This window comes from Telluria aromaticivorans (assembly GCF_013003915.1).
GTDB classification, from domain to species: domain Bacteria; phylum Pseudomonadota; class Gammaproteobacteria; order Burkholderiales; family Burkholderiaceae_D; genus Telluria; species Telluria aromaticivorans.
Map to the genome: position 1 here is coordinate 1,148,275 of NZ_JABAIV010000001.1, position 25,876 is coordinate 1,174,150.

Consider the following 25,876-nt stretch of genomic DNA (forward strand, 5'->3'; position numbering starts at 1 on the left):
CCGGTTGAACGCGCGGTCGGCGAAGCCGACCACCCTACGCGGCTAAACGGACGTTGCTGCGACATCCATCCATCAGGAACGACAGCCCCACCACCAGCACCAGTTCGCCCTCGGCCGAACGCGCGGTACCGGTAATGCCTTCGACGCTCAGCGCGGTCATCGGCTTGATCACCAGGTCGGCCGTGCCATCGACCGCTTCCACCGCCAGGATATAGGGCTGTGGTGCGTTGATGACGATGCCGACGCGTTCCGAGCAGGCTTCGTAGCCCAGCGCCAAGGCCAGCGAGCGCACCGGCAGCGGGCGGCCCTGGTCTTTCAGTACCGGGGCGCCGCCGACGCACTGGAACTCTTCCGGCAGCTCGACCACGCGCTCGACGACTGCCATCGGCAGCGCCAGCGAGGCGCTCGAGGTCGACACCAGCATGGTCGGGACGATCGACAGCTCGATCGGCAGGCGGATCGCGAACTTGGTGCCGTGGCCCAGCGAGGAATCGATGCGGATCGCGCCGCGGTTCTTTTCCACCGCCGTTTTCACGACGTCCATGCCCACGCCGCGGCCCGAGACCGAGGAAGCGACTTCCTTGGTCGAGAAGCCCGGCAGGAACACGAGTTGATAAGCGTCTTCGTCGCTCTGGGCGCCGTTCTCGCCGATCAGGCCCTTGTCGATGGCCTTCTTGCGCAGCTTGATCGGGTCCATGCCCTTGCCGTCGTCCTGCAGCACGATCATGACGCTGTTGGCTTCCTGCCAGGCTTTCAGCAGGATGAAGGCCTTGGCCGGTTTGCCATTGGCCACGCGCTCTTCCGGCGACTCGACACCGTGGTCGAGCGCGTTGCGCAGCATGTGCACCAGCGGGTCGTACAGGCTATCCACCACGACGCGGTCGACTTCGGTCTCGGCGCCTTCGATGGTCAGCTCGACGTCCTTGCCGAGGTCTTTCGCCAGTTCGCGCACCAGGCGTGGGAATTTCTGGAACAGGCGGCCCACCGGCTGCATGCGGGTCGCCAGCGTGGCGCGCTGCAATTCGGCCGAATAGCGCGAGGCGCGTTCCAGCGTTTCGGTCAGGGTCGCCATCAGGGCGGCGGCCTGGCCTTCGAATTTGAACTGCTGCAGGCGTTCCAGAAGCACGGCAGCCTGGTTGGCCGCCTGCACCGATTCGCCCGCCACTTCCAGCAGGGCGTCCAGCTTGACCGCATCGATGCGGATGCTTTCGTCCTTGGCAGGCGCCGCGGCGGCACGCGCGTCGGCGACCTTGTCGTTGCGGCGGTCGACGCCATCCCAGCCGCCCGGGCGTGCCGCAGGGGCCTCGCCTTGCGCAGCTGCGGCAGCTGGTGGAGCAACAGATGCGGCAGCGGCAGCCGGTGCATCGGCAGCGCCGGCCGTCACGGCAATCATGCTGCTTGCCGGCACCACGGCGTTGTACATTGCGGTCCAGTCCAGGCCGTCGTCGCCCACGGCCGGCGCGGACGCTGCGGCAGGCGCTGCTGCCACCGGCGCTGCAGCGGCAGGCGCCGGTGCGGCAACGGGTGCAGGAGCAGCTGCGGCCTTGCCTTCGATCGCGTCCGTCAGGATGCGCTCGAGGGCGGCCGGCATTTGCGCCAGGCCTTCCGGCGGCGTGCCGTTGTTCAGGTCATTGAGCTGGTCGGCCACGAAGCCCGAGGCTTCCAGCGCGGCTTCGATCGCCAGCGGCGTCACCGGCGCCTGGCCGGTACGCAGTGCGTCGAACAGGTTCTCGGTCAGGTGGCAGGCTGCGACCAGCGCGGGCAGGCCCATGAAGCCGGCGCCACCCTTGATCGTGTGGAAGGACCGGAACACCGCATTGAGCGTTTCCTTGTTGTCCGGATCGCGTTCGAGGCGCAGCAAATGTTCTTCAACATTTACCGCAAGGTCCATCGCCTCGACGACGAAGTCCTTGAGCATATCGTCCATTAGAATCCCAGATCGGCGAGAAGGTCGTCAACGTTGTCCTGGTTCAGCGCCGATTCCGGCACCGACGGGCCCGACATCAGCGGCGCCGGTGGTGGCGGCGCTTCTTTCTTGGCCAGTTTTTCCTTCAGGTCGGCCGGCGCGTGGTCGCGCAGCAGCTGCGCCAGTTCCGATTCCACGGTCTGGGTGATCTTGACCACTTTCTTGATCAGCTGGCCGGTGATGTCCTGGAAGTCCTGCGCCATCATGATCTCCAGCAGGCGCGCCTTTTCGGCTTCGGTGGCTTCGTTCACGGTAGCCGCGAACTGGCGCGAATCGCCGGCCAGGGCCTTGAACTCGTCCAGGCTCAGTTTGCCCGAATACAAGTCGGCCCAGCGGGTTTCCATGTCCTTGGCCTGCTTCGACAGCAGGTCCTGGGCCGGCATGCCGTCATCCAGGGTGTTCAGCACCTTATTGGCAGCCTGTTCGGTCAGGGTGGCGACGTATTCCAGGCGGTCCTGGGCGTCGACGATGGCCGACGAGGCTTCGGTCAGCGCCTTGTCGTAGCCGAGTTCGCGCAGCGAATCGTGCAGCAGGCGCACGATGCCGCCGAGGCGCTCGAACATGCCGCCGTGTTCGCCGTCGGCTGGAGCTGCGGCGGCCAAGGCCGGGGCGGCGGCCGGGGCCGGGGCAGCTGCGGCCACGGGGGCGGCGCTGGCCGACACCTGGTCGAACAGCGAATCCAGGTCGTCTTCGGCAGCAGCAGCAGGCGCAGCGGCCGGCGCCGGAGCGGCAGGCGCGCTGGTGCGCTGGGCTGCCACTTCATCGAATAGTGCGTCGAAATCGTCAGCGGCGTCGGTCATAATCCCTGCTTCTCCATGGTGTTTGGTTCGCGATGTGCGTTTGCGTCGGTCTGTACTGCGGCCATCTGACCGCGCAAGCGCGGGATGTGACAGATGGTGAGCTTATGCACGGGAGTGTAGCAGCGTGGTTGCCGTAGGTAAATGTCGGCGAGGGCGACGCAACAAAATGGACAAGGAATCTTAATTCCGCGACAATCAAAATGCACGGTTCCTGAATGTTTACACAAGGGAGGTGTTGTTTTTCGTAATCGCGACCGCCTCTTGTCCCGATGTTGTCGTGCGCCGGGGAAGCGGCCTGATGTTTGATCGAGCTCAACAGTTTGCGTTCCCGCAATAGCCGCCACGCCCCGTACGCCCCAGAATGGCGTGGCCATTCGAGGAGTCAACCATGTACCGCAAAATCCTGATCACGACTGACGGCTCGGCCGTATCGCAGCACACGGCCTGTGCCGGTGTGAAGTTTGCGCAACAAATGGGCGCCGAAGTGCTGGCCCTGTTCGTCGCGCCCGAGTACCAGTACCCGGTATATGTGGAAATCATTCCACCGTCCTACCCCAGCGAAGAAGAATACGTGGCCCAGATGCGCCGGCTGGGCGAGGAATACATGGGCAAGATCATGCGCTCGGCCGAGAATTCCGGCCTCAAGCATGCCTGCACCACCGCCTTCTCCGATACCGCAGCCCTGAAGATCGTCGACGTCGCCGAGCAGGAGGGCTGCGACCTGATCTTCATGGGCTCGCACGGCCGCAGCGGCTGGGGCCAGCTGCTGCTGGGCAGCGTCACCAACAAGGTGTTGTCGCATACCACCAAGCCGGTGCTGGTGCACCGCCTGATCAACGAACCGGCCGCAGCGTGATGGCGGCCAGCACCCGCGAGCTGCCGCCGGTGACTTCCCTGCTCCCGGCGCCCCGGGTGGCTGGGTGCCGGCGGACAAGATTCGATGACAATTTGTCCTGTAATACTGTGTTAGCCTTCGTTGGTTACTATCGATTCCCGCTGGAAGGGTGATTTATGATTCGAATTGTCATAGCCGACGACCACACCATCATGCGCGAGGGCCTCAAGCGCATCCTCGATGGCGCACCGGATATCGAGATCGCCGGCGAAGCCACCAATGGTTTCGAAGTGCTGGCCCAGGTGCGCCAGGGCGGATTCGACCTGCTGCTGCTCGATCTGTCGATGCCGGGCCGTAGCGGGGTCGACCTGATCCGCCAGGTGCGCAGCGAAGCGCCCAAGTTGTCGATCCTGATCCTGACCATGCACGAAGAAGAGCAATACGCGGTGCGGGCGATCCGCGCCGGCGCCCAGGGCTACCTGACCAAGGAGAGTGCGGGCACGCAACTGGTGGGCGCGATCCGCAAGGTGGCCTCGGGACGTCCTTATATCAGTACCGAAGTGGCCGAGCAGCTGGCGCTGAACATCATGGCGCCGAATGAACAATTGCTCCATAAACAGCTGTCGGACCGCGAATTCGAGGTTTTTTCGCTACTCGTTGGCGGGAAGTCGATCACCGACATCGCCAACGGCCTGCACCTCTCGGTCAAGACCGTCAGCACCCACAAGACGCGCATCATGCAAAAGATGGGCATGACGTCCTTGTCGGAAATGGTGCAATACGCAGTTGCCCACCGCCTACTTTTTCCAATGAAGGCGTAGGACAAACGAATCTCGATATGAAAGCGTAGGCCAAACACATTTAGACCAAGGGCTGCGGTTTTTGTGCCACTCCCTTGCGCAAACCGCTGCCTGCTCCCTATCCTTGCCCTTCCCCGCTTTTCCTGCCCTTCCCCCGCTTTTCCCTCTGACGCTGCTGTCGAGCGTCAGACGATTCCTACAGGCGCGTAATGCGTCCTACCTACATATTCAGTAGCCGCTGATATCCGTGCCGGACTCGTGTTGGCATACTGAATTCAACGTTTCGACTTGCTTGCGATCCAAGTCCCAGCGTGAGCCAGCCTGCGGCGAGGTCCGCCTCTACAGCGCCGGTTGGGTCTCCGCCCCGTGGTCGCCGCCTGAAACCCAAGATTTTCTACCTGGAGATGAGCATGCAGTCCCAGCCAACGTCAGAACAACGCAACGTCAACACGCCTACCCTGCATTCGCCCATGGAAGCTGGCCGCCAGCGCCAGGGCCGTCTCTGGTCCAATCTCAAGGAAGTCTGCGACCTGCTGCGCATCCCTGCCAGCGTGTCGGTTACCTCGGAAGAACTGCTGTTCCAGCACGTGCAATTCAAGACCGGCCAGCGCGTCCATACCATCGGCCAGGCCTTCGACACCCTGTACATCGTCAACTCGGGCTTCCTCAAGACCGTGCTCATCGACGAGTTCGGCAACGAGCAGGTGCTCAGCTTCCCGATGAAGGGCGACATGCTCGGCGTCGACGGCATCCACACCCGCCACTACGCCTCCGAGGCCGTGGCACTGTCGGACTGCGACCTGATCCTGCTGCCATTCAAGAAACTCACCGCCCTCGGCCGCGTGCACGCAGAGCTCGAGAACATGATGTACGGCGTCATGAGCCGCGAGCTGGTGCGCGAGCAAACCATGATCGGCATGCTCGGCGCCCTGTCGGCCGAAGCCCGGGTGGCGCGCTTCCTGGTCTCGCTGGCCGACCGCTTCGCCGCGATGGGCTATTCGAGCAAGCTGTTCAACCTGCGCATGACCCGCCACGAGATCGGCAGCTACCTGGGCCTGACCCTGGAGACGGTCAGCCGCACGCTGTCGGCCTTCAACGAAATCGGCCTGATCACCGTCGACCAGCGCACCATCGGCATCAAGGATGCCGATGCGCTCAAGACCCTGCGCCGCCTGCCGCCATCGCGTTCGCGCACCAAGGGCGCGGCCAAGAAGGCCGAGCTCGACCAGGCGGGGGATAGCCAGGTGCTGGCGACTGCTTAAAAACGTCCTGTATAAGAAAAGGCCGGCTTCCATCTCGGAACCGGCCTTTGTTTTTCGTAGGGTGGGCGGGTCTTCCCGCCCGCGCGTTCAAATATCAATCGCTCAGAGGCGAACAAACTGGCTTCTCTGGCCCCGATTGAACGCGCGGGGTGATCTGGTCCAGTGGACCAGATCACAAGTCGCCCACCCTAGGTCTTACTGGTCCCGCGCCAGCACGCCATTGTTCACGCGCACGCGGTCGCCCTGGCGGAAGCCCGGGTCGTTCTCGTACTGCAGGGTCTGCGTGCCGCCGTTGGCATAGCGCACCACCACTTCATAGCGCTGGTCCTTGTTCATGTTGCGCTGGATGTTGCGGCCGGCAAGGCCGCCCGCTACTGCGCCGGCCACCGAAGCAGCCGTACGGCCGCTGCCGCTACCGACCTGGTTGCCGAGCAGGCCGCCGACCACGGCGCCGCCGACGGTGCCAAGGTAGTTGCCGTTACCCGACACTTCGATCACGTTCACCGCTTCCACGGTGGCGCAGTTGGTGCAGTAACGCGCCACACGCGGCTGGTCTGCGGGAGCAGCGGCCATCAGCGGGCGGGCCAGCACCGAGGTCGTATAGCGGCCGTTGGCGCGGATGGTGGCGGTCACGCGGCTGCTTGGGGTGACGGCATCGCGGTTACGCACCGTGTAGATGGCTTCGTATTCGCCCGGACGCACTTCCGGCAGGAAGAACACGCCGCGGGTTCCGGCGATCGCCACTTCGACGCGCGCGCCGGGGGTGCCGACCACCCTGAAGCGCAGCTCGTTGCCCGGGCCGAGGTCCGGCGCGCCCTGCACGTCGAAGCGCTGGATCACCAGGTTCGACGCCAGCTGGCCGCGGCGGTCGCCGCGCTGGACGTTCGAGGCCAGCACCGATTCGCTCAGCAGGCTGGTAGCAACCTGGTTGCCCAGGCGCAGGTTCGCGGTCACGCCGCTACTGGCCACGATGCGGTCGCGGGTACCGATGGTATAGGTGCCGGTATACTGGCCCGGCTCGACTTCGGTCAGGTTCAGGTTGCGCGTGGCGCCGTCGATGCGCAGCGTGGCGTTGCCGCCCGGGCTGCCGTACAGGTCGAAATGCAGATCGACGCCCGGCGTCAGGCGGCGGACTTCTTCCACGTTGAAGCCGTTGATGACCGGGCCGTAGGCGCGGCTGTCGCGGGCATCGCGTTCCTGGTATTGCTGGGCATGGACGGCAGCGCCGCCAAGGGCCACCGGGCCAAAGGCCACGGCGGTGGCGAAGACGGCTTGTAGCAGGTTACGGAATTTCATGGTTTTCCCTCCGGGTATGAATGCGGCACAGGCTGGTGCGTCAGTACGTCTTGTTCTTGATGGAACTTACGCTTTAGCCCAACAGCAGTCAGTACGCTAACGAACGCAGTGAACGGCGTCGCCGGAGGTGACGTAAATGGTATCCCCCGCTTCGGGACGGATCGCATGGCCACCCGTGAAGGAACCGAACGAAGGCAGGATCATGCGCTCGCGCCCGACCACGAAGCACGGCAGGCGCAATGCATCGAAGCGGGTTGCCAGCATATAGACCGGGTGGATGTGGCCTGCCAGCGCATAGCCCGCGGTATCCAGGTCGGGGTGGTGGCAAAAGGCGAAGGGCCCCAGCGCGTGCGGCTCGTCCACCAGTTCGATCCCGAGCGCCCCGGCCGGATCGCCCGCATGGCGGTCGTGGTTGCCGCGTACGAGGATGAGTTCCAGCTCGCGGCGGCGGTCGCGCCAGGCCAGCATCGCCTGCTGGGTGGCGCTGGCGTGGGCCGCGCGCGCATGCAGGAAGTCGCCCAGGAAAACGACCTGGCGCGCCCCGTGCGCATCGACCAGGGCATCCAGCCCGGCCAGGTTCTCGGTGGTGGTCCCGCGCGGCACCGGCACCCCGAGCGCGCGGAAGGCGGCTGCCTTCCCGAAGTGGATATCGGCGATGACCAGCATTTTCTCGGCCGGCCAGTACAGCGCTTTCTCGGGCAGCAGCAGCATCGTTTCGCCGCCGATGCGCACCGCCAGGCTGCTGGTGCCCGTGCTGGCGCCTGTGCTTGTGTTCATACCGCGGCCGCCTTTTCCAGTTCGCGCACCATGCGCGAGACGCGGTCGGACAGCTTTTCGGTGCTGACTTTTTCGCGGAAGCGCTCGACCATCAGCGCGAAGCCGAAGGGCGTGGCGCGCTTCACCTCGCGGTAGGCGACGCGGCGCCCGTGCAACTCGACCAGGGTCTCGCGCAGGCGGGTCAGTTCCAGCTCCTGCTCCAGCACCTCGCGCTGGGCCTGCGTGAGCAGCAGGTTGCCGGAGTCGTGCTTGCGGAAGACCTCGAAGAACAGGGACGACGACGCCTGCAGCTGGCGGTTCGACTTCGGCTGGCCCGGATAGCCCTGGAAAATCAGGCCGGCGATGCGCGCCACTTCGCGGAAGCGCTGTTGCGACAACTGGGTCGCGTTCAGGCTGCCCAGTACGTCCTCGAGCAGGCAGTCGGTCGAAAACAAGTCTACCCCGGCGCCCGCATCCGCCCCGAAAATGCCCGGCCAGTCGACCGGCTCCGGGCTCATGAGCTCGAAGCCGTAATCGTTGATTGCGATCGAAAAGGTCGAGGGCTGCATGCGCCCGACCCGCCAGGCGAACAGCGAGGCCAGGCCCATGTGCACCGAGCGCCCCGCGAACGGGTACACGAACAGGTGGTAGCCTTCGCGGCTCTTCATGTGCTCCAGCACCAGGGTCTCGTTGGTGGGCAGCGCGGACCAGCGGCACTGGATCTCGATCAGCGGGCGGATCGATTCCATCTCGGGACTGTCGTAGATGCCCTGGGAGGCCAGCCGCAGTTCCTCGAGCGCCGCATTCGCCAGTTCCGACGACATCGGCATCTTGGCCCCGCCCCAGCGCGCGATCGCCCCGCGGCTGCCGGTGGCGCGCTTGACGAAAGCCGTCATCTCGTGCACGCGGATGAATTCCAGGATGCGCCCGCCGAACAAAAAATGGTCGCCCTGCTTCATCCGCGAGATGAAGGATTCCTCGACGCTGCCGATGCGGCCCCCGCTCATGTATTTCACCGAGATCGACGCATCCGATACGATGGTGCCGATGCCCATGCGGTGGCGCCGCCCGATGGCGCTGTCGGGCACCCGGTAGACGCCCTCTTCGTCCGGCAGCACGCGGCGGTATTCCGGGTACACCGTCAGGCTCTGGCCGCCGCGCGCAACGAAATCCAGCGCCCACTGCCATTCTTCCTCGTCCAGATTGCGGTAAGACCAGGCCTGCTTGACTTCCTCGTACAGGTCTTTCGACACGAAGCCGCCGCCCAACGCCACCGTGACCAGATGCTGCACCAGCACGTCGAAGGGTTTGTTCGGCACATAGCGGCCTTCGATGCGGCGCGCCGCCACTGCCTTCTTGGCGCCGGCCGCCTCCAGCAGTTCCAGGCTATTCGTCGGCACCAGGGTAAGGCGCGAGATGCGCCCCGGCGCGTGCCCGCTGCGGCCGGCGCGCTGCAGCAGGCGCGCAATGCCCTTGGCGCTGCCGATCTGCAGCACCCGCTCGACCGGCAAGAAGTCCACCCCCAGGTCCAGGCTGGCGGTGCAGATCACGGCCTTCAGCTCACCCTTCTTGAGCCCCTGCTCTACCCATTCGCGCACCTCGCGATCCAGCGAGCCGTGGTGCAGCGCGATCACGCCGGCCCAGTCGGGCCGCGCTTCCAGGATGTTCTGGTACCAGATCTCGGACTGGGCCCGGGTATTGGTGAACACCAGGGTCGCGTTGTAGTGTTCGATCTCGTCGATCACCGGCTGCAGCATCTGCAGGCCCATGTGCCCGCCCCAGGGGAAGCGTGCGACGTTTTCGGGAATCAGGCAGTCGACCTGGATCTGCTTGCGCATGTCGCCCTCGACCAGTACGCCTTCGTCGCCGCCGAGCAGCACCTGGCGCGCCAGGTCGAGGTTGCCCATGGTGGCCGAAACGCCCCAGACCAGCAGTTCCGGGCGCCAATGGCGCAGCCGCGCCAGCGCCAGCTGCACCTGCACGCCGCGCTTGCTGCCCATCAGTTCGTGCCATTCGTCGATGACGATCATGTCGAGGTGCCTGAACTGCTCGGCGGCGGCTGCATGGCTGAGCATCAGGGACAGGCTTTCGGGCGTGGTGACCAGCGTGGACGGCATGCTCCGCGTCTGGCGCGCGCGTTCGCTTGAGCCGGTGTCGCCGGTGCGCGCGCCGATGGTCCAGGTGGGCGCCAGCTCCGCCGCCGACTGTTCCAGCGCGCGCTGGGTATCGGCCGCGAGCGCGCGCATCGGCGTGATCCACAATACCCGCAGGCCGCTTGCCTTCCTGCCTTTGGCGAGCGAGCCGCGCTGCAGGGCCGCGAACCAGACGGCGAAAGTCTTGCCGGCGCCGGTGTTCGCGTGCAGCAGGCCGGATTGCCCGGCCAGCGCCGCCTTCCAGACCGCGCGCTGGAACGGGAAGACCTTCCAGCCGCGCGCGGCGAACCAGTCCTTGACGACGGTTGGGGTCGGGCCGCTCATGCACCCGCGAGCGCGGCCGGCCGGTACTGCCGTGCGGTCATGCATCTGGTCCTGCTGCGGAAAAGGTGTCGGTTCATGCCCGGTTCGCTCGAAAATGCCGCGTTTCCGCGGCTGGCTGCGCACCTGTCGTCGCCCGTGGAGGCGGCGCCGGATGCCGGCCGAGTCTAGCAGATGGCAGCGACGGACGGCGCAGGCGACCGCATGCAGGCAGGCCCCGCAGTCGCATCGGAGTCCGGCGCATTGCGTCAGGAAAATTAACACACGACATTTCAGAAAAATATAGTCTGATGACCCGGGGTAATGAGAGTAATGTCGTCTCTTTATAATGACAAACCCGGCCTGTTTGCTTCGGTCGTGGTTGAGACCCTCGAAAATGACCCAACGCCAAAAGCGAATCGATAACGATACAGCGAACGCAGTCGCGCGCGGTGTCAATATCATGGCCGTTCGTGACCGGTCGGTTGCACGTCACTACATGGAGCATCACGATGTCCCGGCGGCAGTCATCGAGCGCGTGCTTGACCGCCCTGCTGCGCGCCGCATGCCTAGTGCGGATCAACTCAGGTCGGAGGCAATCAGCCCCCTCACGTCTTGCCCTGCCGACGACTAGCCTGGCGGCCGGTGGCGGGCTCGCCTGCAAGCGTCACGTTCCAACGCCAATGGAGGCACAGGAAACATGAGCCACAAGCTTTTCAGGACGCCCCAGCTCGCCGCACCGGAATTGCGCATGCTGCTGACACTGTCGCGCGAACTGTTCCAGACAGACGAGGCCGGCAGCTCGCTCAGGCTGGTCGGTCATGCCCTGGCAGACATGACCCATCCCGAATCCGCCCTGCTGCTCCTGCGTGGCGCACGGCTGGAACTCATCGGCTTTGACAGGCAGGGTAAGGACCATCCCGCCGGTAATGACCATCCGATGTACGTGGCCGGGATGGCGCAGCTTTCCACCGTCCTGCCCTCGAAGGGGGATAGTGTTACCCGCGACACGCACTGGCGGCAGGTCGGTCCGCGCATGCTCGCCCTTGGGGTTCCAGTGCATGCCGCGGTGGCCGCCCTCGTCGTCGCATGGGACCGCGACCTCGATGCCACCACGCAGGACAGGTATGGGGCGAGCATGTCGCTGCTGCTGGAACTGGCCACTGCAGCACTGGGCAAGATCGATGCGCGCCGCGCGCTGGAGCAGCTGGTGGGTGACCAGCGCGAACATATCGCCACGGCATCCCTGGCCCATGCGGCCGAGCTGGCGCGGCGCGACGAAACAGAAACCGAGATGCACCTGTTGTCGCTCACCGACGTACTGACCGGCCTGTACAACCGGCGCGGTTTCTTCGTGGAGGCGGAACGGATCTTCAAGGTGTCGCGGCGCAAGCGCACACGCAGCGCCGTGATCTTCGCTGACATCGATGGCCTGAAGCGGGTCAACGACCAGCTCGGCCACGATGCCGGCGACGCCCTGATCCGCGATGCGGCCTTCGTGCTGCGCCATTCGTTTCGCGAGGCCGATGTGGTGTCGCGCCTTGGCGGGGACGAATTCGTCGCCTATACCCTGGACGACGAACAGCCGGAGGTGATCCGCGCGCGCGTCTCGGCCAACCTGCAGGCATTCAACCTGATGCAGGAACGGCCCTACACCGTGTCCATCAGCACTGGGCTGGTGCAGTGCGACCCGCTCGGCCGGGAGACGCTGGGAGACTATGTGCTGCAGGCCGACGAGCAGATGTACCTCAACAAGCGCAGCCGCCTGCACTGAGGGGCTCAAGCCCCAATGCCAGTCAATCAGTGAGAACCGTAGGGTGGGCGGCTTGTAACCCGGGCCACTGGCCCCGGTTACCCCACGCGGTGATAGTTGCAATATGAGCCGGCGCACGGGCTGCAGCACCGTAGTTTGAACGCGTGGGCAAGGTAGATCAGGGCAATGCCCTGATCTACGAATTGCCCACCCTACTAGTAACCGGCGGCTCTTAGGTGATCGGCATTAGGGCTCAAGCCCCGGCCGCGGCCAGCAGGCCTTTCAGGGTATCGAGCGTGTCGGCCTCGTCGACCGGCTTGTCCTGGCGCCGGCGCAAAATGCGCGGGAAGCGCACCGCGATGCCGGCCTTGTGGCGGGTGGACAGCGCGATGCCTTCGAAGCCGAGCTCGAACACCATGGTCGGTTTCACCGAGCGCACCGGCCCGAATTTCTCGATCGTGGTCTTGCGCACGGCATTGTCGACCTGCGCGATCTCGGCATCGGTCAGGCCGGAATAGGCTTTCGCGAAGGGCACCAGCTTGCGCTCCTCGCCTTCGCCGTCCCACACCGCGAATGTATAGTCGGTATATAACGAAGCGCGCCGTCCGCTGCCGGCTTGCGCGTAGATCAGCACCGCGTCCACCGTATAGGGGTCGACCTTCCACTTCCACCAGGTGCCGACATCCTTCGTGCGGCCCACGCCATACTGGGCGCTGCGTGCCTTGACCATCATGCCCTCGACGCCGCGCTGGCGCGACTCCTCGCGCAAGGTCGCCAGCTCGGCCCAGCTGTCGGCCTTGACGATGGGCGAGGGTCGCAGCTGCGGCGACGCCGCGGCCACGACTTCGGTTTCCATCAGGGCGCGCCGTTCATGCTGGGGCAGCGCGCGCAGGTCGACGCCTCCGAACTCCAGCAGATCGTAGCAGCACAGCACCGCCGGCAGTTCGCCCAGCAGTTTGGCGCTCAAGGTCTTGCGGCCGATGCGCTTCTGCAGGTCGGCAAACGGCGCCGGGGCGTCGCAGCCGGGCTGCCAGATCAGCACTTCGCCATCCAGCACCGTGCCTTCCGGGATGCGCACGGCCGCCAGTTCGGGAAACCGCTCGGTAATCAGGTCTTCGCCGCGCGACCACAGGTAGTTCTGGCCACCGCGCCGCACCAGCTGGGCGCGGATGCCGTCGTATTTCCATTCCACCTGCCAGTCGTCGACTTCGCCTAAGGCAGCAGGGTCGCCCTGCAACTGGTGGGCCAGGAAGAACGGATAGGGCTGGCCGCCGCGCAGCTTGTGCTCTTCGTCGGATTGCGCCGCGATCAGCTGCAGGAAGCTGGTGGCCGTGGGACGCACCGAATTGTCGGTCCAGCCCATCAAGCGCTGGGCGATCAGCTTGCTGTCGACGGCGGCAATCGCCGCCAGTGCGCGCGTGACCAGCAGGCGCGAGACGCCGACCCGGAAGCCGCCGCCGATCAGTTTGACGAACAGGAAGCGTTCCCGCCAGTCGAGTTCATCCCAGGTAGCGAACAGCGCCTCGCGGATGGTGCCGGGGTCGGCGCCGCGCAGGGGGCCGATGCGTTCTTCCATCCACTGCGCCAGGCCGATGCTGCTCTGCCGGGTGGGCGGCGGCAGGATGTGGGCGATGGTTTCGGCCATGTCGCCGACGGCATGGTAGGACTCGTCGAACAGCCAGTCGTCCAGCGCCGCGTATTCGATCGCGTACTGGCGCAGCAGCTTGGTCGGCACCGCCTGGCGCGGCTTGCCGCCGGCCAGGAAGTAAACGGCCCAGGCCGCGTTTTCGGGGGCGGCGCTGGAAAAATACTGCTGCAGGGCGTCGAGCTTGCGGGTAGTGGAGGTGGTTTCGTCGAGTTCGGCGTACAGGCGGGCGAATTCACGCATCTGCTTCTCCCGCTTCTGCTCCCGCAGGCGCTTCGGCCTCGCCTCCCGCTTTCGCCTCCGCGGCCGCCTCAACGCCCGGCGGCGCCGATTCGTCTTCTTCCTCGTCGCCGTATTCCGTGTCAAAACCCTTGGCATCGAGCCCGTTCTGGCACAGCCAGCGCACCATGGTCGGGATCGAGCCGTGGGTGACGATGACGCGTTCGGCCTCGGTGGCCTTGATGGCGCTCATCAGGCCGGGCCAGTCGGCATGGTCGGACAGCACGAAGCCGCGGTCGACGCCACGGCGGCGCCGCGCGCCGCGCAGCAGCATCCAGCCGCTCGCAAACGAGTCGCTGTAGTCGCCGAATCGCTTCATCCAGGGCGAGCCGCCGGCCGAGGGTGGCGCAATCACGATGGCGCGCCGCAGCGCCACCTTCTCGATCTCGCTGACCATGACGGTATCGGGCAGTGCAACGCCGCCCGCGCGGTAGACGCTGTTCAGCGGCTCCACCGCGCCGTGGCAGACGATCGGGCCAATGGACGGGTCGAGGCGCGACAGGATGCGCTGGGCCTTGCCGAAGGCGTAGGCAAACACCACGCTGCAGCGGCCTTCGTCGGCATTCTTGCGCCACCATGCGTTGATCTCGTCGATGGTCTGCTGCTCGGGCTCCCAGCGGTAGATCGGCAGTCCGAAGGTCGATTCGGTAATGAAGGTATCGCAGACCACCGGCTCGAAAGGCGCGCAGGTCTTGTCGGGTTCCACCTTGTAGTCGCCCGAGGCGACCCAGACTTCGCCGCCGCATTCCATGCGCACCTGGGCCGAGCCGAGCACGTGGCCAGCCGGGTGCAGCGAGATGGCGACACCGTTATGCGTGACCGTCTCGCCGTATTCGATGCCGTCGATGTTGATGTCGCTGCCCAGGCGCGACTTGAGCACGTTCACGCCCGACGACGTCGACAGATAGTGGCCGTGGCCAACCCGCGCATGGTCGCCGTGGGCGTGCGTGATCACGGCCCGGTCCACCGGGCGCCAGGGATCGATATAAAACTGGCCGGGCACGCAATACAGCCCCTCCTTGCGGACAACTACCATGTCTCCCATGCGGTCCTTTCTGGCTCAGGCCGGTGCTAGCGACTGCAGCGGCTGGACCGGCTCCAGGAACTGCGCCATGAAGGTATGCGGCTCATCCTGGCCCGGGAAGACCAGGGTCACCTGGTCGCCGGCGACGGCAAGCACCGTGCCCTCGCCATATTTCGCTGCCTTTGCGCGGCCGCCGACTTCGTACTGCGGGCCGCTTGGTGCGGGCGCCGGTTCGCGGTCGAATTCGTCATCGCGGATCTCGATGCCTTCAGTCAGCGACTGGGCCGGCGGGTTCAGGCAATTGTCGCATTTGCAGCACTTCTCGAAGCCGTCGACTTCGTCGCTGAAATAGTCCAGCAGCAGCTTCCAGCGGCAAAAGCCGCTCACCGCATAGCCTACCATCTGATTCAGCGCCTCGCGGTCCCGTTCGGATTTCTGCACATACACCTCGGCCAGGCGCTCGAACACGCCCGGCGCCGGCTCCTTGTTCGACACCAGGAATTCGAGCTTGCGGTTCTGGCGCAGCAGCTTGCCGTCCTTGAGCAGCTTGAGGCAGACCTTGAGCTTGGCTTCGCCCGCTTCTTCCAGCGCGGTTTCCAGGCGCTCGCAGCTGAGCGGCCCTTCCTCGGCCAGCTCGCGCGCCACCGTGTACACCGTTTGCAGCTCGGCCGCAGCCGGGTAGTGCTTGACCAGGAAGAACTGCTGGATGCGCTTGTCGTCCTGCAGGAACAGCAGCGTGCACTGCGCGTCCAGCCCGTCGCGGCCGGCGCGGCCCGACTCCTGGTAATAGGATTCGAGGTTGGCCGGGATCTGCAGGTGGATCACGAAGCGGGTATCGCTCTTGTCGATTCCCATGCCGAATGCATTGGTGGCAATCATGACGCGGCGCTCGCCGTTCATGAACATGTCCTGGTTCAGCTTGCGTTCCCCGGCCGGCAGCTTGCCATGGTAGATGGTGACCGATTCGCCGGCCTCTTCGAGCACCGCCAGCATTTCTTCGGCTACCTTGACGGTGGCGGCATACACGATGCCGACGCCCTCGCTTTCCTGCACCAGTCGGAGTGCCTGGGCAAATTTTTCCTGCATGTTCGTCACCTGCACCACGCTGTAGTGCAGGTTCGGCCGGTAGATGCCCGTGTTAATCACGTTCATCTTGCGACCCAGCTGCTTGCTGATGTCGGTGATCACGTCATCGGTGGCGGTGGCGGTCAGCGCCAGTACCGGCGGCTTGCCGAGGGCGTCGATGGCGGCGGCCAGGCCGATGTAGGCGGTGCGGAAATCATGGCCCCATTGCGAGATGCAGTGGGCTTCGTCGATGACGACGATGTCCAGCGTGACCGCCTTGAGCAGCTCGATGAATTCGGGCGAGACCAGGCGTTCGGGGGTGCAGAACACGATTTCGCAGGATTCGGTGGCAATCGCCTCGAGCGCCGCGGCGGCTTCTTCCGCGTTCAGGGTGCTGTTGACCTGGACCGAGCGGATGCCGAGTTCTTCCAGCTTCTCGAGCTGGTCCTTCATCAGCGAAATCAGGGGCGACACGACGATCGTGATCCCTTCGAGCATCTTGGCAGGGATCTGGTAGCACAGCGATTTGCCGCCACCGGTAGGCATGATGGCCAGGGTGTCCTTTCCGTCGAGGACGCTGTCGATAATCAGTTGCTGGCCTTCGCGCAGCTGCTCGATCCCGAAGGTCGAACGCAGCAGGCGGCGGATGGTGTTGCGGCGCACGGCCATCAGGCCGCGGTGCAGGAGCTTGGGTTCGTGTCTTGTCATGGTGATACCGACTTTATGCCGGCCACCTGCCACTCACTATAGGACTCAGCCTAGCTCTCCCGTAGGAACTCAACTTTTCGACGTGGTGGAAATGTCACAAGGTTTATTCCTACAAGTCCACGGAGTTTTGACCGATAGTTACTGCCGGGGTAGGAATGTAAGATGACTCCATTGGCACTACGAATTCAATCGCTCAGGAGAACCAACATGGCGCGCCACCACCCAATGACCTGGACCGCAGTCCACCTGGCCCTGGCCAGTGCGGCCACGTGGCTGCTGCTCGAAACCGAAGCACTGACCGGCGCCTTGCTGGTGGCCTTCCACTGAGCGACCGGCGCGGTACGCCGCGCCGGACCGACCGTCGAAACAAGAACGCCATCCCCGGCGACAGGGATGGCGTTTCTATTTGATGAAAGAACGGGCCCGGCGGGCCCGCCCCATCCTCAGGCTGCCTTGGCTTCCTGGGTTTCTTCTTCCACCGGCTGGCGCATCAGGTAATCGAAGGCTGCCAGCGATGCTTTCGCACCCTCGCCCACCGCGATCACGATCTGCTTGAACGGCACCGTGGTGACGTCGCCGGCTGCGAACACGCCCGGGATCGAGGTCATGCCGCGCACGTCGACTTCGATTTCGCCGTGGGCCGACAGCTCCATCGTGCCTTTCAGCCATTCGGCGTTCGGCACCAGGCCGATCTGCACGAACACGCCTTCCAGGTCAATGCGTTTGACTTCGCCGCTGTTGCGGTCCTTGTAGCTCAGGCCGTTGACGATCTTGCCGTCGCCATGCACTTCAGTGGTCTGGGCAGACTTGATCACGGTAACGTTCTTCAGCGAGTACAACTTGCGCTGCAGGACGGCATCGGCACGCAGCTCGGCGCCGAATTCGATCAGGGTCACTTCCTTGACAATACCCGCCAGGTCGATCGCCGCTTCCACACCCGAGTTGCCGCCGCCGATCACGGCCACGCGCTTGCCCTTGAACAGCGGGCCGTCGCAGTGCGGGCAGTAAGCCACGCCATGGTTGCGGTATTCCTTCTCGCCCGGCACGTTGATTTCGCGCCAGCGGGCGCCGGTGGCGATGATCACCGATTTCGACTGCAGCACCGCGCCGCTTTCGGTATGCACTTCGATCAGCTTGCCCCCGACCAGCTTGCTGGCACGCTGGGTATTCATGATGTCGACTTCGTAGTGCTTGACGTGCTCTTCCAGGGCCACGGCGAATTTCGGGCCGTCGGTTTCCTTCATCGAGACGAAGTTCTCGATGGCCAGCGTGTCCAGCACCTGGCCGCCGAAGCGGTCCGACAGCACGCCGGTACGGATGCCCTTGCGGGCGGCATAGATCGCCGCGGCCGCGCCGGCAGGACCGCCGCCGACGATCAGCACGTCGAACGGGTCTTTCTTGTTCAGTTCTTCCGCCTTGCGCGCGCCGGCCTTGGTGTCGATCTTGGCCAGGATTTCTTCCACGCTGGTGCGGCCCTGGCCAAAGTGCTGGCCGTTCAGGAACATCATCGGTACCGCCATGATCTGGCGCGCGTCGACTTCGCTCTTGAACACACCGCCATCGATGGCGACGACCTTGATGCGTGGGTTAATTACCGCCATCGAGTTGAGCGCCTGCACGACTTCCGGGCAGTTATGGCAGCTCAGCGAGATGAAGGTTTCGAAGACGTAGTCGCCTTCGAGGTTCTTGATCTGGTCGATGACGGCGGCGTCCAGCTTGATCGGGTGGCCGCCCACCTGCAGCAGCGCCAGCACCAGCGAGCTGAATTCGTGGCCGAGCGGGATGCCGGCGAAACGCACGCCGATATCGGTGCCGACACGGTTGATGGCAAACGAGGGCTTGCGCTCGTTTGCATCATCGCTCTGACGAACGGTGATCTTGTTGCTCAACTCGGCAATTTCGCGCAGCAGTTCATCCATTTCGCGCGCTTTCGGCGAATCATCCAGCGATGCAACGAGCTCAATCGGCTGCACCACTTTTTCCAGATAGGCCTGCAACTGCTTCTTGAGGGTTGCGTCCAGCATGATATTTTCCTTGAATGGGTTTAACTAGACCAGAAAAGCACCGGGCCGCCACGGCGGCCCGGCAGGGTACTACCAGCTTGCCAGCTTAGATCTTGCCGACCAGGTCCAGCGACGGGGTCAGGGTTTCGGCGCCTTCGGTCCACTTCGCAGGGCACACTTCGCCCGGGTGCGATGCGACGTATTGGGCAGCTTTCACCTTGCGCATCAGTTCCGATGCGTCGCGGCCGATGCCGTTGTCATGCACTTCCATGACCTTGATCTGGCCTTCCGGATTGATCACGAAGGTACCGCGCAGTGCCATGCCTTCTTCTTCGATCATGACTTCGAAATTGCGCGACAGGGTGCCGGTCGGGTCGCCGATCAGCGGGTAGTTGACCTTCTTGATGGCTTCCGAGGTGTCGTGCCATGCCTTGTGCGCGAAGTGGCTGTCGGTCGACACGCCGTAGACGTTCACGCCCATATCCTTGAATTCAGGCTGGAATGCGGCCAGGTCTTCCAGTTCCGTCGGGCAAACGAAGGTGAAGTCGGCCGGATAAAACATGAGGACCGACCAGTGGCCCTTGAAGTTTTCTTCGGTCAGGTCGATGAACTTGCCGTTCGAGAAAGCGGTTGCCTTGAATGGTTTGATCTGGGTATTGATAAGGGACATGTAATTTCCTGTTGAGGTTGAAAGTTGATGGACACCAGTTTACTGCTCTGGCCGTCTTTTGTGAAATTGATTGATACGATACTAGTTATAGGTTTTGACTATCGAGAAGGGTTTGATGCATTCGTGGGGAAACGAATAATGCCGGCGAACCGGCATTGACGTGCAGTGTGGACGAATTGATAGCGGTGTGCAACCGGTGCTTCGTTAGTGCGATCCGTCGTGCATCGTAGGGTGGGCAAGTTCCTTGCCCACGCGTTCAACCAGCGCTTGATCAGCCGCAGCGTCAGCTCACCCGTGATTTGAACGCGTGGGCAGAATCTGCCCACGCTACGGTCTCCGGCTATTCAAGCGTTCGCGGTTGCCGCCATTGTTCGTTGCGGCTATTCAAGCGTCGCGGTCGCCGCCACCGTCTGCTCGCAACAAGGCAGCACCAGCGTAAACGTCGAGCCCTCTCCCGGCTTGCTCGTCACGCGCAATTCGCCCCCATGCGACATCGCGAGCTGGCGCGAGATGTATAGCCCCAGGCCCAGGCCCTTCGGTTCGCCGTTGCGGGCGCCGCGCTCATACGGCTCGAAGATGCGCTCGATATCGCCCGGCGAAATGCCCTTGCCTTCGTCGCGCACGTCGATGCGCACCACGTCGCCGCTGTACTGCACGCTGACCTCGACCGGCCCGCCGCCGCCGTAGCGCATCGCGTTGGTCAGCAAATTCACCACCACCTGCTCGATGCGGAACTCGTCCCAGCAGCCCTGCACCGGATGGTGTTCGCGCAGCGACAACGAGCTGCCGGTGGCGGCGGCCTGCAGCGACAAATCACTGACGATCCGCTCCAGCAAATTCATGAGCTCCACCTGGTTGGGGCGGATCGAGAGCTGGCCGCTGCGCATGCGCGAGACGTCGAGCATGTCGTCGATCAGGCGGATCATGGCCTTGATCTGGCGCTCGTCGCGCTTGATCATGGCGTCGAACTGCTCCGGCCCGATGGTGGCCAGGGTGCCGCGCTTGAGCTGCAGGCTGCGCATCTGCGCTTCCAGGAACAGGGTATTGAGCGGCGTGCGCAGCTCGTGCGCGACCAGCGACATGAATTCGTCGCGCATGCGCAGCGAGCGCTGGAGCTCTTCCTGGGTCTGGTTCAGCTCGCGCAGCAGGGTTTCCTGCTCCTGGCGGCTGCGTTCCAGTGCGGCCATCTGGCGCCGCATTTCGCGGCGCTGCTGGTCGAGCGTGACGAACACGTTCACCTTGCTGCGCACCGCGTCCGGATCGAGCGGCTTGTACAGGAAATCCACCGCGCCGGTTTCATAGCCCTTGAAGGCGTAATTCAGTTCGCGCCCGGCGGCCGAGACGAACACGATCGGGATATTGCGGGTGCGTTCGGTACCGCGCATCAGTTCCGCCAGCTCGAAACCGTCCATGCCCGGCATCTGCACGTCGAGGATGGCGAGCGCGAATTCGTGCTCGAGCATCAGGGTGAGCGCCGCTTCGCCGCTCGAGGCCTGGAACACCAGGCGGTCTTCGCCGCGGATCAGCGCGTCGAGCGCGCGCAGGTTTTCCGGCAGGTCGTCGACGATCAGGAGTTTGCTTGGTTCTTGGACGCTCATGGGGTCTCCAGCAGGGGAAGCAGTGCCCGGATACCGGACAGGGGCAGCACGAGATGGGGCGCGCAGCGGCGGATGGCCTCGATCGGCATGGCGCTGGCCTGCGCTTCGCCCGGATCCTGCACCACCGTCAGCCCGCCGCGCTCGCCGATGCGGCACATGCCGTCGGCGCCATCGTGGTTGGCGCCGGTAAGCAGGATGCCGGCCAGCGCCGGGCCATAGGCATCGGCGGCGGACTCCATCAGCAGGTCGATCGCCGGGCGCGCGAACTGCACCGGCGGCTCGCAGCTCAGGGAAAAGGTCCGGTCTCGTTCGACCGACAGATGATAGCCCGAACCGGCAAAATAGATGACGCCGGGTTCGATCGATTCCTTGTCGCGCGCTTCGCGCGCAGGCAAAACGGCGCGCGATTCGAACAGCTCGGCCAGCCGGCTCTCGCGGTCGGCCGGCACGTGCAGGATGCACACGACGGCCGAACGGAAGCTGGCGGGCAGCGCGGGCAGCAGCCCGACCAGCGCATCGACGCCGCCGGCCGAACCGCCGATGACCACCAGCTCGATGCGGCGCCCGGCCAGCATGGCGCTCGCTTCCTCCGGCAGTTTAGCCTGCACGGTCACGTGGTCCCCTTGCGGAACAGGCGCTCGCGCTTGGCAAGCACGTCGAAACGGTCGGCGTAGGCCGAGAAATCGATGCTTTCCTTGCTGCCCAGGCCGAGGAAGCCGCGGTAGCACAGCGACTCGTGGAACAGGCCGAGCACGCGGTCCTGCAGGCGGCGGTTAAAGTAGATCAGCACGTTGCGGCAGCTGACGAAGTGGGTTTCCGAGAACACGCTGTCGGTGGCCAGGCTGTGGTCGGCGAAGGTCACGTTTTCGACCAGGGCGCGGTCGAACAGGGCGCCGTCGTAGGCCGCCGTGTAGTAATCGGAGAAGGCGCCCTTGCCGCCCGCCTTCTGGTAGTTCTCGGTATACAGGCGCATGCGCTCCAGCGCATACACCCCGCGCCGCGCCGCTTCCAGCGATTCCGGGTTGATGTCGGTGGCGTAGATGATGGCGCGCTCGAGCAAACCTTCTTCGTGCAGCAGGATCGCCAGCGAATACACTTCTTCGCCGGTGCTGCAGCCGGCGATCCAGAGCTTGAGCGACGGGTAGGTCTTCAGGAAAGGCACGACTTGCGCGCGGATGGCGCTCCAGTATTCCGGGTCGCGGAACATCTCGGTCACGGGAATCGTCAGGTATTGCAACAGCTGGGCGAAGCCGTCCGGCTCGTGCATCACCTTCGCCTGCAGGGCCGAGACGGTGGCGCAATCCAGGTCGCGCATGGCCACCAGGATGCGGCGCTTCTGCGAGGCGCCGGTATAGTCCCTGAAGTCGTAGTTGTACTTCAGGTAGACCGCTTCCACCAGCATCTTCAGCTCGATGTCGAAATCGTCCGGCGGGCTCGCGTGCGGCGTGCTCATGGGCGTGCTCACATGCGTTCCAGTGCCGGCATCCAGACACGCAGCAGCGAATACAGGCGGCTCAGGTCGATCGGTTTGGCCAGGTAATCATTCGCACCGGCGGCCAGGCACTGCTCCTGGTCGTCCTTCATGGCCTTGGCCGTGATCGCGATCATCGGCAGGCGGTCGAAGCGGCCGTCGGCGCGGATGCGGCGCATCGCTTCCAGCCCGTCCATCCCCGGCATCATCACGTCCATCAGCACCAGGTCAATACCGGCTACTTCATCGAGCCTGGCGATCGCTTCGAAACCGTTGCGGCCGACTTCGACCTTCGCGCCGCGCGATTCGAGCGCGCTGGTGAGCGCGAACACGTTACGCACGTCGTCGTCGACCAGCAGGATGGTGCGGCCTTCGAACACGCGGTCGCGCCCGCGCACGGTTTTCAGCATGCTCTGGCGCTCGGACGACAGCTCGCTCTCCACCTTGTGCAGGAACAGCGTGACTTCGTCCAGCAGGCGCTCGGGCGAGCGTGCGCCCTTGATGATGATCGAACGCGAATACTTGAGCAGCTCGGCTTCTTCGTCGCGCGTCAGGTTGCGGCCGGTGTAGACGATCACCGGCGGGAACGAGCACAGTTCTTCAAGCGACATGCGCTCGAGCAGCTCCCTGCCCTGCATGTCGGGCAGCTTCAGGTCGATGATCATGCAGTCGTAGACCTGCTTGTGCAGCAGTGCCAGGGCTTCGCCGGCGGTGCCGACCGCATTGATCTCGACGTCGGCATCGGCAATCAGCTGCACCACGCTGTCGCGCTGGCGCTCGTCGTCCTCGACCAGCAGCACGCGCTTGATCTTCTGGGCCGACTTCTCCTGCAGCTTGCGGAATACTTCTTCGAGCTGCTCGCGCGAAGTCGGTTTGAGTGCATAGCCGATCGCACCGAGGTGCAGCGCTTCGCCGCCGTTCTCGATGCTCGACACGATATGCACCGGGATGTGGCGGGTGGCCGGGTTGTCCTTCAGCTGCTGCAGCACCGACAGGCCGGAGCCGTCCGGCAGGCGGATGTCGAGCAGCACGGCGTCCGGCTTGTGAACGGCGGCCAGGGCCAGGCCTTCGCCGGCGGTCAGCGCCACCAGGCAGCGGTACTCGAGTTCGTGCGCGAGGTCGAACAGGATGCGGGCGAACTCGGGATCGTCCTCGACCACCAGCACGGTGCGCGCGCCCTCGGCCGGCTGCTCGCGGTCATCCGCGAAGCTGGCCGAAGGCTCGATATCGGCCAGGGCCGCCGGCTGTACCGGGGCCACCTTGGCCGGCTGGAAGGACTGCAATTCCTGCGGCGGCGGTGGCGGCGGGCTGGCCGAGACCGTGCCGTTGCGCGGCAGGCTCAGGGTGAACAGGCTGCCTTCCCCCGGGACGCTGGCCACCGTCAGGTTACCGCCCAGCAGGTTGGTGAGGTCGCGCGAGATCGACAGCCCCAGGCCGGTGCCGCCGAAGCGGCGGCTGGTGGTGCCGTCGGCCTGGTGGAAAGCGTCGAAGATCTTGTCCTGCTGTTCCTGCGGGATGCCGATGCCGGAATCGCGCACGGCGAACTGCACCCAGCCTTCGGGCGTCACCGACACCGTCATGGCGACAGCGCCGGCGTCGGTGAATTTCACCGCGTTCGACATCAGGTTCTTGAGGATCTGCTCGACGCGCTGGCGGTCGGTGACCACCGTCGCCGGCACGTTCGATTCCACGGTCACGCTGAACTCGAGGGTCTTCTGGCGCGCCAGCGGTTCGAAGGTGCGGGCCATGCCTTCGACCATGCGGCGCAGCGGCACGTCTTCCGGCACCAGTTCGAGCTTGCCGGCTTCGACCTTCGAGATGTCGAGGATGTCGTTGATCAGGTGTAGCAGGTCGTTGCCGGCCGAGTAGATGGTCTGGGCGAAGCGCACCTGCTCGTCGTTCAGGTTGCCGGCCGCGTTGTCGGACAGGAGCTTGGCCAGGATCAGCGAGCTGTTGAGCGGCGTGCGCAGCTCGTGCGACATATTGGCGAGGAACTCGGACTTGTAGCGGCTGGCGCGCTCCAGCTCCAGCGCGCGATCGCGCAGCTGCTCCTGGGCCTTGGTGAGCGCCGCATTCTTCATGTCGAGGTTGAGCGCCTGCTCGGCCAGCTGGTCGTTGGTGGCGCGCAGTTCCGACTGCTGGTTCTCAAGCGCCGACTGCGATTCTTCCAGGGCGCGCGACTGCTCTTCGAGTTCTTCGTTGGCAGTGCGCAGCTCTTCCTGCTGCACCTGCAGTTCTTCGTTCAGGGTCTGGGTCTCTTCCAGCGCGTGCTGCAGGCGCAGGCGGTACAGCACCGAGGCCACCGAAGCGCCGACTGCCGGCGCAATCAGCTCCATGAATTCGCGGTCGCGCGCTTCGACCGGATGCAGGAAGCCGATCTCGATCACGCCCTTGATCTTGCCGTGGTTGTGGACCGGCGCGATCAGGAGCTCGCGCGGCGCGGATTGGCCCAGGCTTGAGGCCACCTTGATGTAACCGGGCGGCAGGTCCTTCATCACCAGGATGCGGTTTTCCAGCACGGCGCGGCTAGCCAGCGAATCGCGCGGCATCAGCACTTGCGCATCATCGGCCGCGTCGTAGGCGAAGCCATAGGCGCCGATCCGGCGCAGCACGCCGTCCTCGCCATGGGAATACATCGCTGCCACCACGCCATCCAGGTAGGCGGTCACGTGCTGCAATACCGCGTCGGCCAGCGGCTCGAGCGAGTGGATGCCGGTGCTCAGCGCCGCCAGCTCGGTCTGGCCGCTACGCAGCCAGTCCTGGTGCCGCAACTGGGCATTGTGCTCGGCCTCGTGCTCGAGCGTTTCCTGGTAGGACGTCGACAGCATGACCAGCTGGCGCCGGCCGAACAGCGCCAATCCGGCTCCCACCAGCAGACTGAGCAGCAGGAAGCTGACCACCGACCAGGTCGTGACACTGCGCGCATCGTCGTTGCGCTCGCGCAGCAGTCGGCGTTCGACGTCGAGCAATTCCTCGAAAGTCCGGCGGATATCCTCCATGAGGATCTTGCCGCGGCCGCTGCGCACGGCCTCGAGGTAGCCGACGTCGTTCTGGCGCCGGCGCTCGATCATCTCGGCGGCATAGCGTTGCCACTGCGCCTGCGCTCCCTCGATGCGCTTGACGCGCTCGACCTGGGCGGGATTGTCGGCCACAAGCTGCGCCATGCCCTGCATCCCGCTCTGCACGCGTTGCCGCGCCAGCAAGTAGGGCGACAGGAAGGTCTCGTCGCCGGCCAGCAGGTAGCCGCGCATGCCGGTTTCCATCTCGGCCGACAGCTTGCTGACCTCCTGGGCATTCCCGATCACCCGCTCGGTGTGTTCGACCCAGTTCAGGACATTGATCAGGTAAGCAATGATGGCGACGAACACCACGGCCGTCACCACGCTCATTGTCAGGGGCAAGGCAACGTTGCGGGTCAGGATGCGGCGGAACTGGGAATTATCGAGTGATGAGCCGGGCATGCGTGGAAATGTTAGGAGAAAAATATCCTAA

At 64.6% G+C, this 25,876-nt stretch carries 18 protein-coding genes; 4 read left to right on the plus strand and 14 right to left on the minus strand.

Going from position 1 to position 25,876, the window contains the following annotated elements; all coding sequences use genetic code 11:
* Nucleotides 1-34: 34 nt before the first annotated feature.
* Together HGB41_RS05310 and HGB41_RS05315 are read right to left on the minus strand one after the other, a co-directional pair.
* Nucleotides 35-1,927, minus strand: a complete 1,893-nt coding sequence (locus tag HGB41_RS05310; RefSeq protein ID WP_171081756.1) for a chemotaxis protein CheA — start codon at nucleotides 1,925-1,927, stop codon at nucleotides 35-37.
* Nucleotides 1,927-2,766, minus strand: a complete 840-nt coding sequence (locus tag HGB41_RS05315) for a protein phosphatase CheZ (RefSeq protein WP_171081757.1) — start codon at nucleotides 2,764-2,766, stop codon at nucleotides 1,927-1,929. Before HGB41_RS05315 ends, HGB41_RS05310 begins: the two co-directional genes overlap by 1 nt.
* A 388-nt stretch (nucleotides 2,767-3,154) precedes the next feature.
* On the opposite strand from HGB41_RS05315, the gene HGB41_RS05320 reads away from it, so the two are divergent.
* The 3 genes from HGB41_RS05320 (at nucleotide 3,155) to HGB41_RS05330 (ending at nucleotide 5,663) form a co-directional block, all read left to right on the plus strand.
* The gene (locus HGB41_RS05320) at nucleotides 3,155-3,622 is read left to right on the plus strand and encodes a universal stress protein (protein WP_171081759.1); all 468 of its coding nucleotides are present in this window, start codon (nucleotides 3,155-3,157) and stop codon (nucleotides 3,620-3,622) included.
* A 155-nt stretch (nucleotides 3,623-3,777) separates the two neighbouring features.
* Entirely contained in the window at nucleotides 3,778-4,422 is a 645-nt protein-coding gene (locus HGB41_RS05325) for a response regulator (RefSeq protein WP_171081762.1), read from the plus strand.
* A 449-nt stretch (nucleotides 4,423-4,871) separates the two neighbouring features.
* Complete coding sequence (locus HGB41_RS05330) at nucleotides 4,872-5,663, plus strand: Crp/Fnr family transcriptional regulator (protein WP_171082002.1); 792 nt, start codon at nucleotides 4,872-4,874, stop codon at nucleotides 5,661-5,663.
* Between the two features lie 195 nt (nucleotides 5,664-5,858).
* Here the strand turns inward: HGB41_RS05330 and HGB41_RS05335 are convergent, their stop codons facing one another.
* The 3 genes from HGB41_RS05335 to HGB41_RS05345 form a co-directional block, all read right to left on the minus strand.
* A complete protein-coding gene (locus HGB41_RS05335; RefSeq protein ID WP_171081763.1) occupies nucleotides 5,859-6,959 on the minus strand; it encodes a glycine zipper 2TM domain-containing protein in 1,101 nt (366 codons plus the stop codon).
* Between the two features lie 96 nt (nucleotides 6,960-7,055).
* Nucleotides 7,056-7,736 (minus strand): ligase-associated DNA damage response endonuclease PdeM, encoded by a 681-nt coding sequence (pdeM, locus tag HGB41_RS05340; RefSeq protein ID WP_171081765.1) that lies wholly within the window; start codon nucleotides 7,734-7,736, stop codon nucleotides 7,056-7,058.
* Complete coding sequence (locus HGB41_RS05345; protein ID WP_171081766.1) at nucleotides 7,733-10,192, minus strand: ligase-associated DNA damage response DEXH box helicase; 2,460 nt, start codon at nucleotides 10,190-10,192, stop codon at nucleotides 7,733-7,735. Before HGB41_RS05345 ends, pdeM begins: the two co-directional genes overlap by 4 nt.
* Before the next feature lie 676 nt (nucleotides 10,193-10,868).
* Between HGB41_RS05345 and HGB41_RS05350 the strand changes: the two genes are divergently transcribed.
* Nucleotides 10,869-11,942 carry a GGDEF domain-containing protein gene (locus HGB41_RS05350; RefSeq protein ID WP_171081768.1) on the plus strand — a complete coding sequence of 358 codons (1,074 nt, stop codon included), beginning with the start codon at nucleotides 10,869-10,871 and terminating at the stop codon, nucleotides 11,940-11,942.
* A gap of 232 nt (nucleotides 11,943-12,174) precedes the next feature.
* Here the strand turns inward: HGB41_RS05350 and HGB41_RS05355 are convergent, their stop codons facing one another.
* The 9 genes from HGB41_RS05355 to HGB41_RS05395 all read right to left on the minus strand — a co-directional run bounded on the left by HGB41_RS05355 (nucleotide 12,175) and on the right by HGB41_RS05395 (nucleotide 25,845).
* Entirely contained in the window at nucleotides 12,175-13,809 is a 1,635-nt protein-coding gene (locus tag HGB41_RS05355) for an ATP-dependent DNA ligase (protein ID WP_171081770.1), read from the minus strand.
* Nucleotides 13,802-14,890 carry a ligase-associated DNA damage response exonuclease gene (locus HGB41_RS05360; RefSeq protein ID WP_171081772.1) on the minus strand — a complete coding sequence of 363 codons (1,089 nt, stop codon included), beginning with the start codon at nucleotides 14,888-14,890 and terminating at the stop codon, nucleotides 13,802-13,804. The genes HGB41_RS05355 and HGB41_RS05360 overlap by 8 nt, the downstream gene beginning before the upstream one ends.
* A gap of 15 nt (nucleotides 14,891-14,905) precedes the next feature.
* A complete protein-coding gene (locus HGB41_RS05365; RefSeq protein WP_171081774.1) occupies nucleotides 14,906-16,642 on the minus strand; it encodes a RecQ family ATP-dependent DNA helicase in 1,737 nt (578 codons plus the stop codon).
* Nucleotides 16,643-17,085: 443 nt separating this feature from the next.
* On the minus strand, nucleotides 17,086-18,666 hold the full coding sequence (gene ahpF / locus HGB41_RS05370; RefSeq protein ID WP_171081776.1) for an alkyl hydroperoxide reductase subunit F: 1,581 nt from the start codon (nucleotides 18,664-18,666) through the stop codon (nucleotides 17,086-17,088).
* A gap of 85 nt (nucleotides 18,667-18,751) precedes the next feature.
* A complete protein-coding gene (gene ahpC / locus HGB41_RS05375) occupies nucleotides 18,752-19,315 on the minus strand; it encodes an alkyl hydroperoxide reductase subunit C (RefSeq protein ID WP_171081778.1) in 564 nt (187 codons plus the stop codon).
* 380 nt (nucleotides 19,316-19,695) lie between these two features.
* A complete protein-coding gene (locus HGB41_RS05380) occupies nucleotides 19,696-20,913 on the minus strand; it encodes a hybrid sensor histidine kinase/response regulator (RefSeq protein ID WP_171081780.1) in 1,218 nt (405 codons plus the stop codon).
* Nucleotides 20,910-21,488 (minus strand): chemotaxis protein CheB, encoded by a 579-nt coding sequence (locus tag HGB41_RS05385; protein WP_171082004.1) that lies wholly within the window; start codon nucleotides 21,486-21,488, stop codon nucleotides 20,910-20,912. The genes HGB41_RS05380 and HGB41_RS05385 overlap by 4 nt, the downstream gene beginning before the upstream one ends.
* 35 nt (nucleotides 21,489-21,523) lie before the next feature.
* On the minus strand, nucleotides 21,524-22,366 hold the full coding sequence (locus HGB41_RS05390; RefSeq protein WP_171081782.1) for a CheR family methyltransferase: 843 nt from the start codon (nucleotides 22,364-22,366) through the stop codon (nucleotides 21,524-21,526).
* Nucleotides 22,367-22,374: 8 nt separating this feature from the next.
* Nucleotides 22,375-25,845, minus strand: a complete 3,471-nt coding sequence (locus tag HGB41_RS05395) for a response regulator (protein WP_171081783.1) — start codon at nucleotides 25,843-25,845, stop codon at nucleotides 22,375-22,377.
* Between the last annotated feature and the right edge of the window lie 31 nt (nucleotides 25,846-25,876).

Excerpts from the sequence above, each read along its gene's own strand:
- HGB41_RS05310 (WP_171081756.1), bottom strand. The coding sequence starts at position 1,927 with ATGGACGATATGCTCAAGGACTTCGTCGTCGAGGCGATGGACCTTGCG.
- HGB41_RS05315 (WP_171081757.1), bottom strand. The coding sequence starts at position 2,766 with ATGACCGACGCCGCTGACGATTTCGACGCACTATTCGATGAAGTGGCA.
- HGB41_RS05320 (WP_171081759.1), top strand. The coding sequence starts at position 3,155 with ATGTACCGCAAAATCCTGATCACGACTGACGGCTCGGCCGTATCGCAG.
- HGB41_RS05325 (WP_171081762.1), top strand. The coding sequence starts at position 3,778 with ATGATTCGAATTGTCATAGCCGACGACCACACCATCATGCGCGAGGGC.
- HGB41_RS05330 (WP_171082002.1), top strand. The coding sequence starts at position 4,872 with ATGGAAGCTGGCCGCCAGCGCCAGGGCCGTCTCTGGTCCAATCTCAAG.
- HGB41_RS05335 (WP_171081763.1), bottom strand. The coding sequence starts at position 6,959 with ATGAAATTCCGTAACCTGCTACAAGCCGTCTTCGCCACCGCCGTGGCC.
- pdeM (WP_171081765.1), bottom strand. The coding sequence starts at position 7,736 with ATGAACACAAGCACAGGCGCCAGCACGGGCACCAGCAGCCTGGCGGTG.
- HGB41_RS05345 (WP_171081766.1), bottom strand. The coding sequence starts at position 10,192 with ATGAGCGGCCCGACCCCAACCGTCGTCAAGGACTGGTTCGCCGCGCGC.
- HGB41_RS05350 (WP_171081768.1), top strand. The coding sequence starts at position 10,869 with ATGAGCCACAAGCTTTTCAGGACGCCCCAGCTCGCCGCACCGGAATTG.
- HGB41_RS05355 (WP_171081770.1), bottom strand. The coding sequence starts at position 13,809 with ATGCGTGAATTCGCCCGCCTGTACGCCGAACTCGACGAAACCACCTCC.
- HGB41_RS05360 (WP_171081772.1), bottom strand. The coding sequence starts at position 14,890 with ATGGGAGACATGGTAGTTGTCCGCAAGGAGGGGCTGTATTGCGTGCCC.
- HGB41_RS05365 (WP_171081774.1), bottom strand. The coding sequence starts at position 16,642 with ATGACAAGACACGAACCCAAGCTCCTGCACCGCGGCCTGATGGCCGTG.
- ahpF (WP_171081776.1), bottom strand. The coding sequence starts at position 18,666 with ATGCTGGACGCAACCCTCAAGAAGCAGTTGCAGGCCTATCTGGAAAAA.
- ahpC (WP_171081778.1), bottom strand. The coding sequence starts at position 19,315 with ATGTCCCTTATCAATACCCAGATCAAACCATTCAAGGCAACCGCTTTC.
- HGB41_RS05380 (WP_171081780.1), bottom strand. The coding sequence starts at position 20,913 with ATGAGCGTCCAAGAACCAAGCAAACTCCTGATCGTCGACGACCTGCCG.
- HGB41_RS05385 (WP_171082004.1), bottom strand. The coding sequence starts at position 21,488 with ATGCTGGCCGGGCGCCGCATCGAGCTGGTGGTCATCGGCGGTTCGGCC.
- HGB41_RS05390 (WP_171081782.1), bottom strand. The coding sequence starts at position 22,366 with ATGAGCACGCCGCACGCGAGCCCGCCGGACGATTTCGACATCGAGCTG.
- HGB41_RS05395 (WP_171081783.1), bottom strand. The coding sequence starts at position 25,845 with ATGCCCGGCTCATCACTCGATAATTCCCAGTTCCGCCGCATCCTGACC.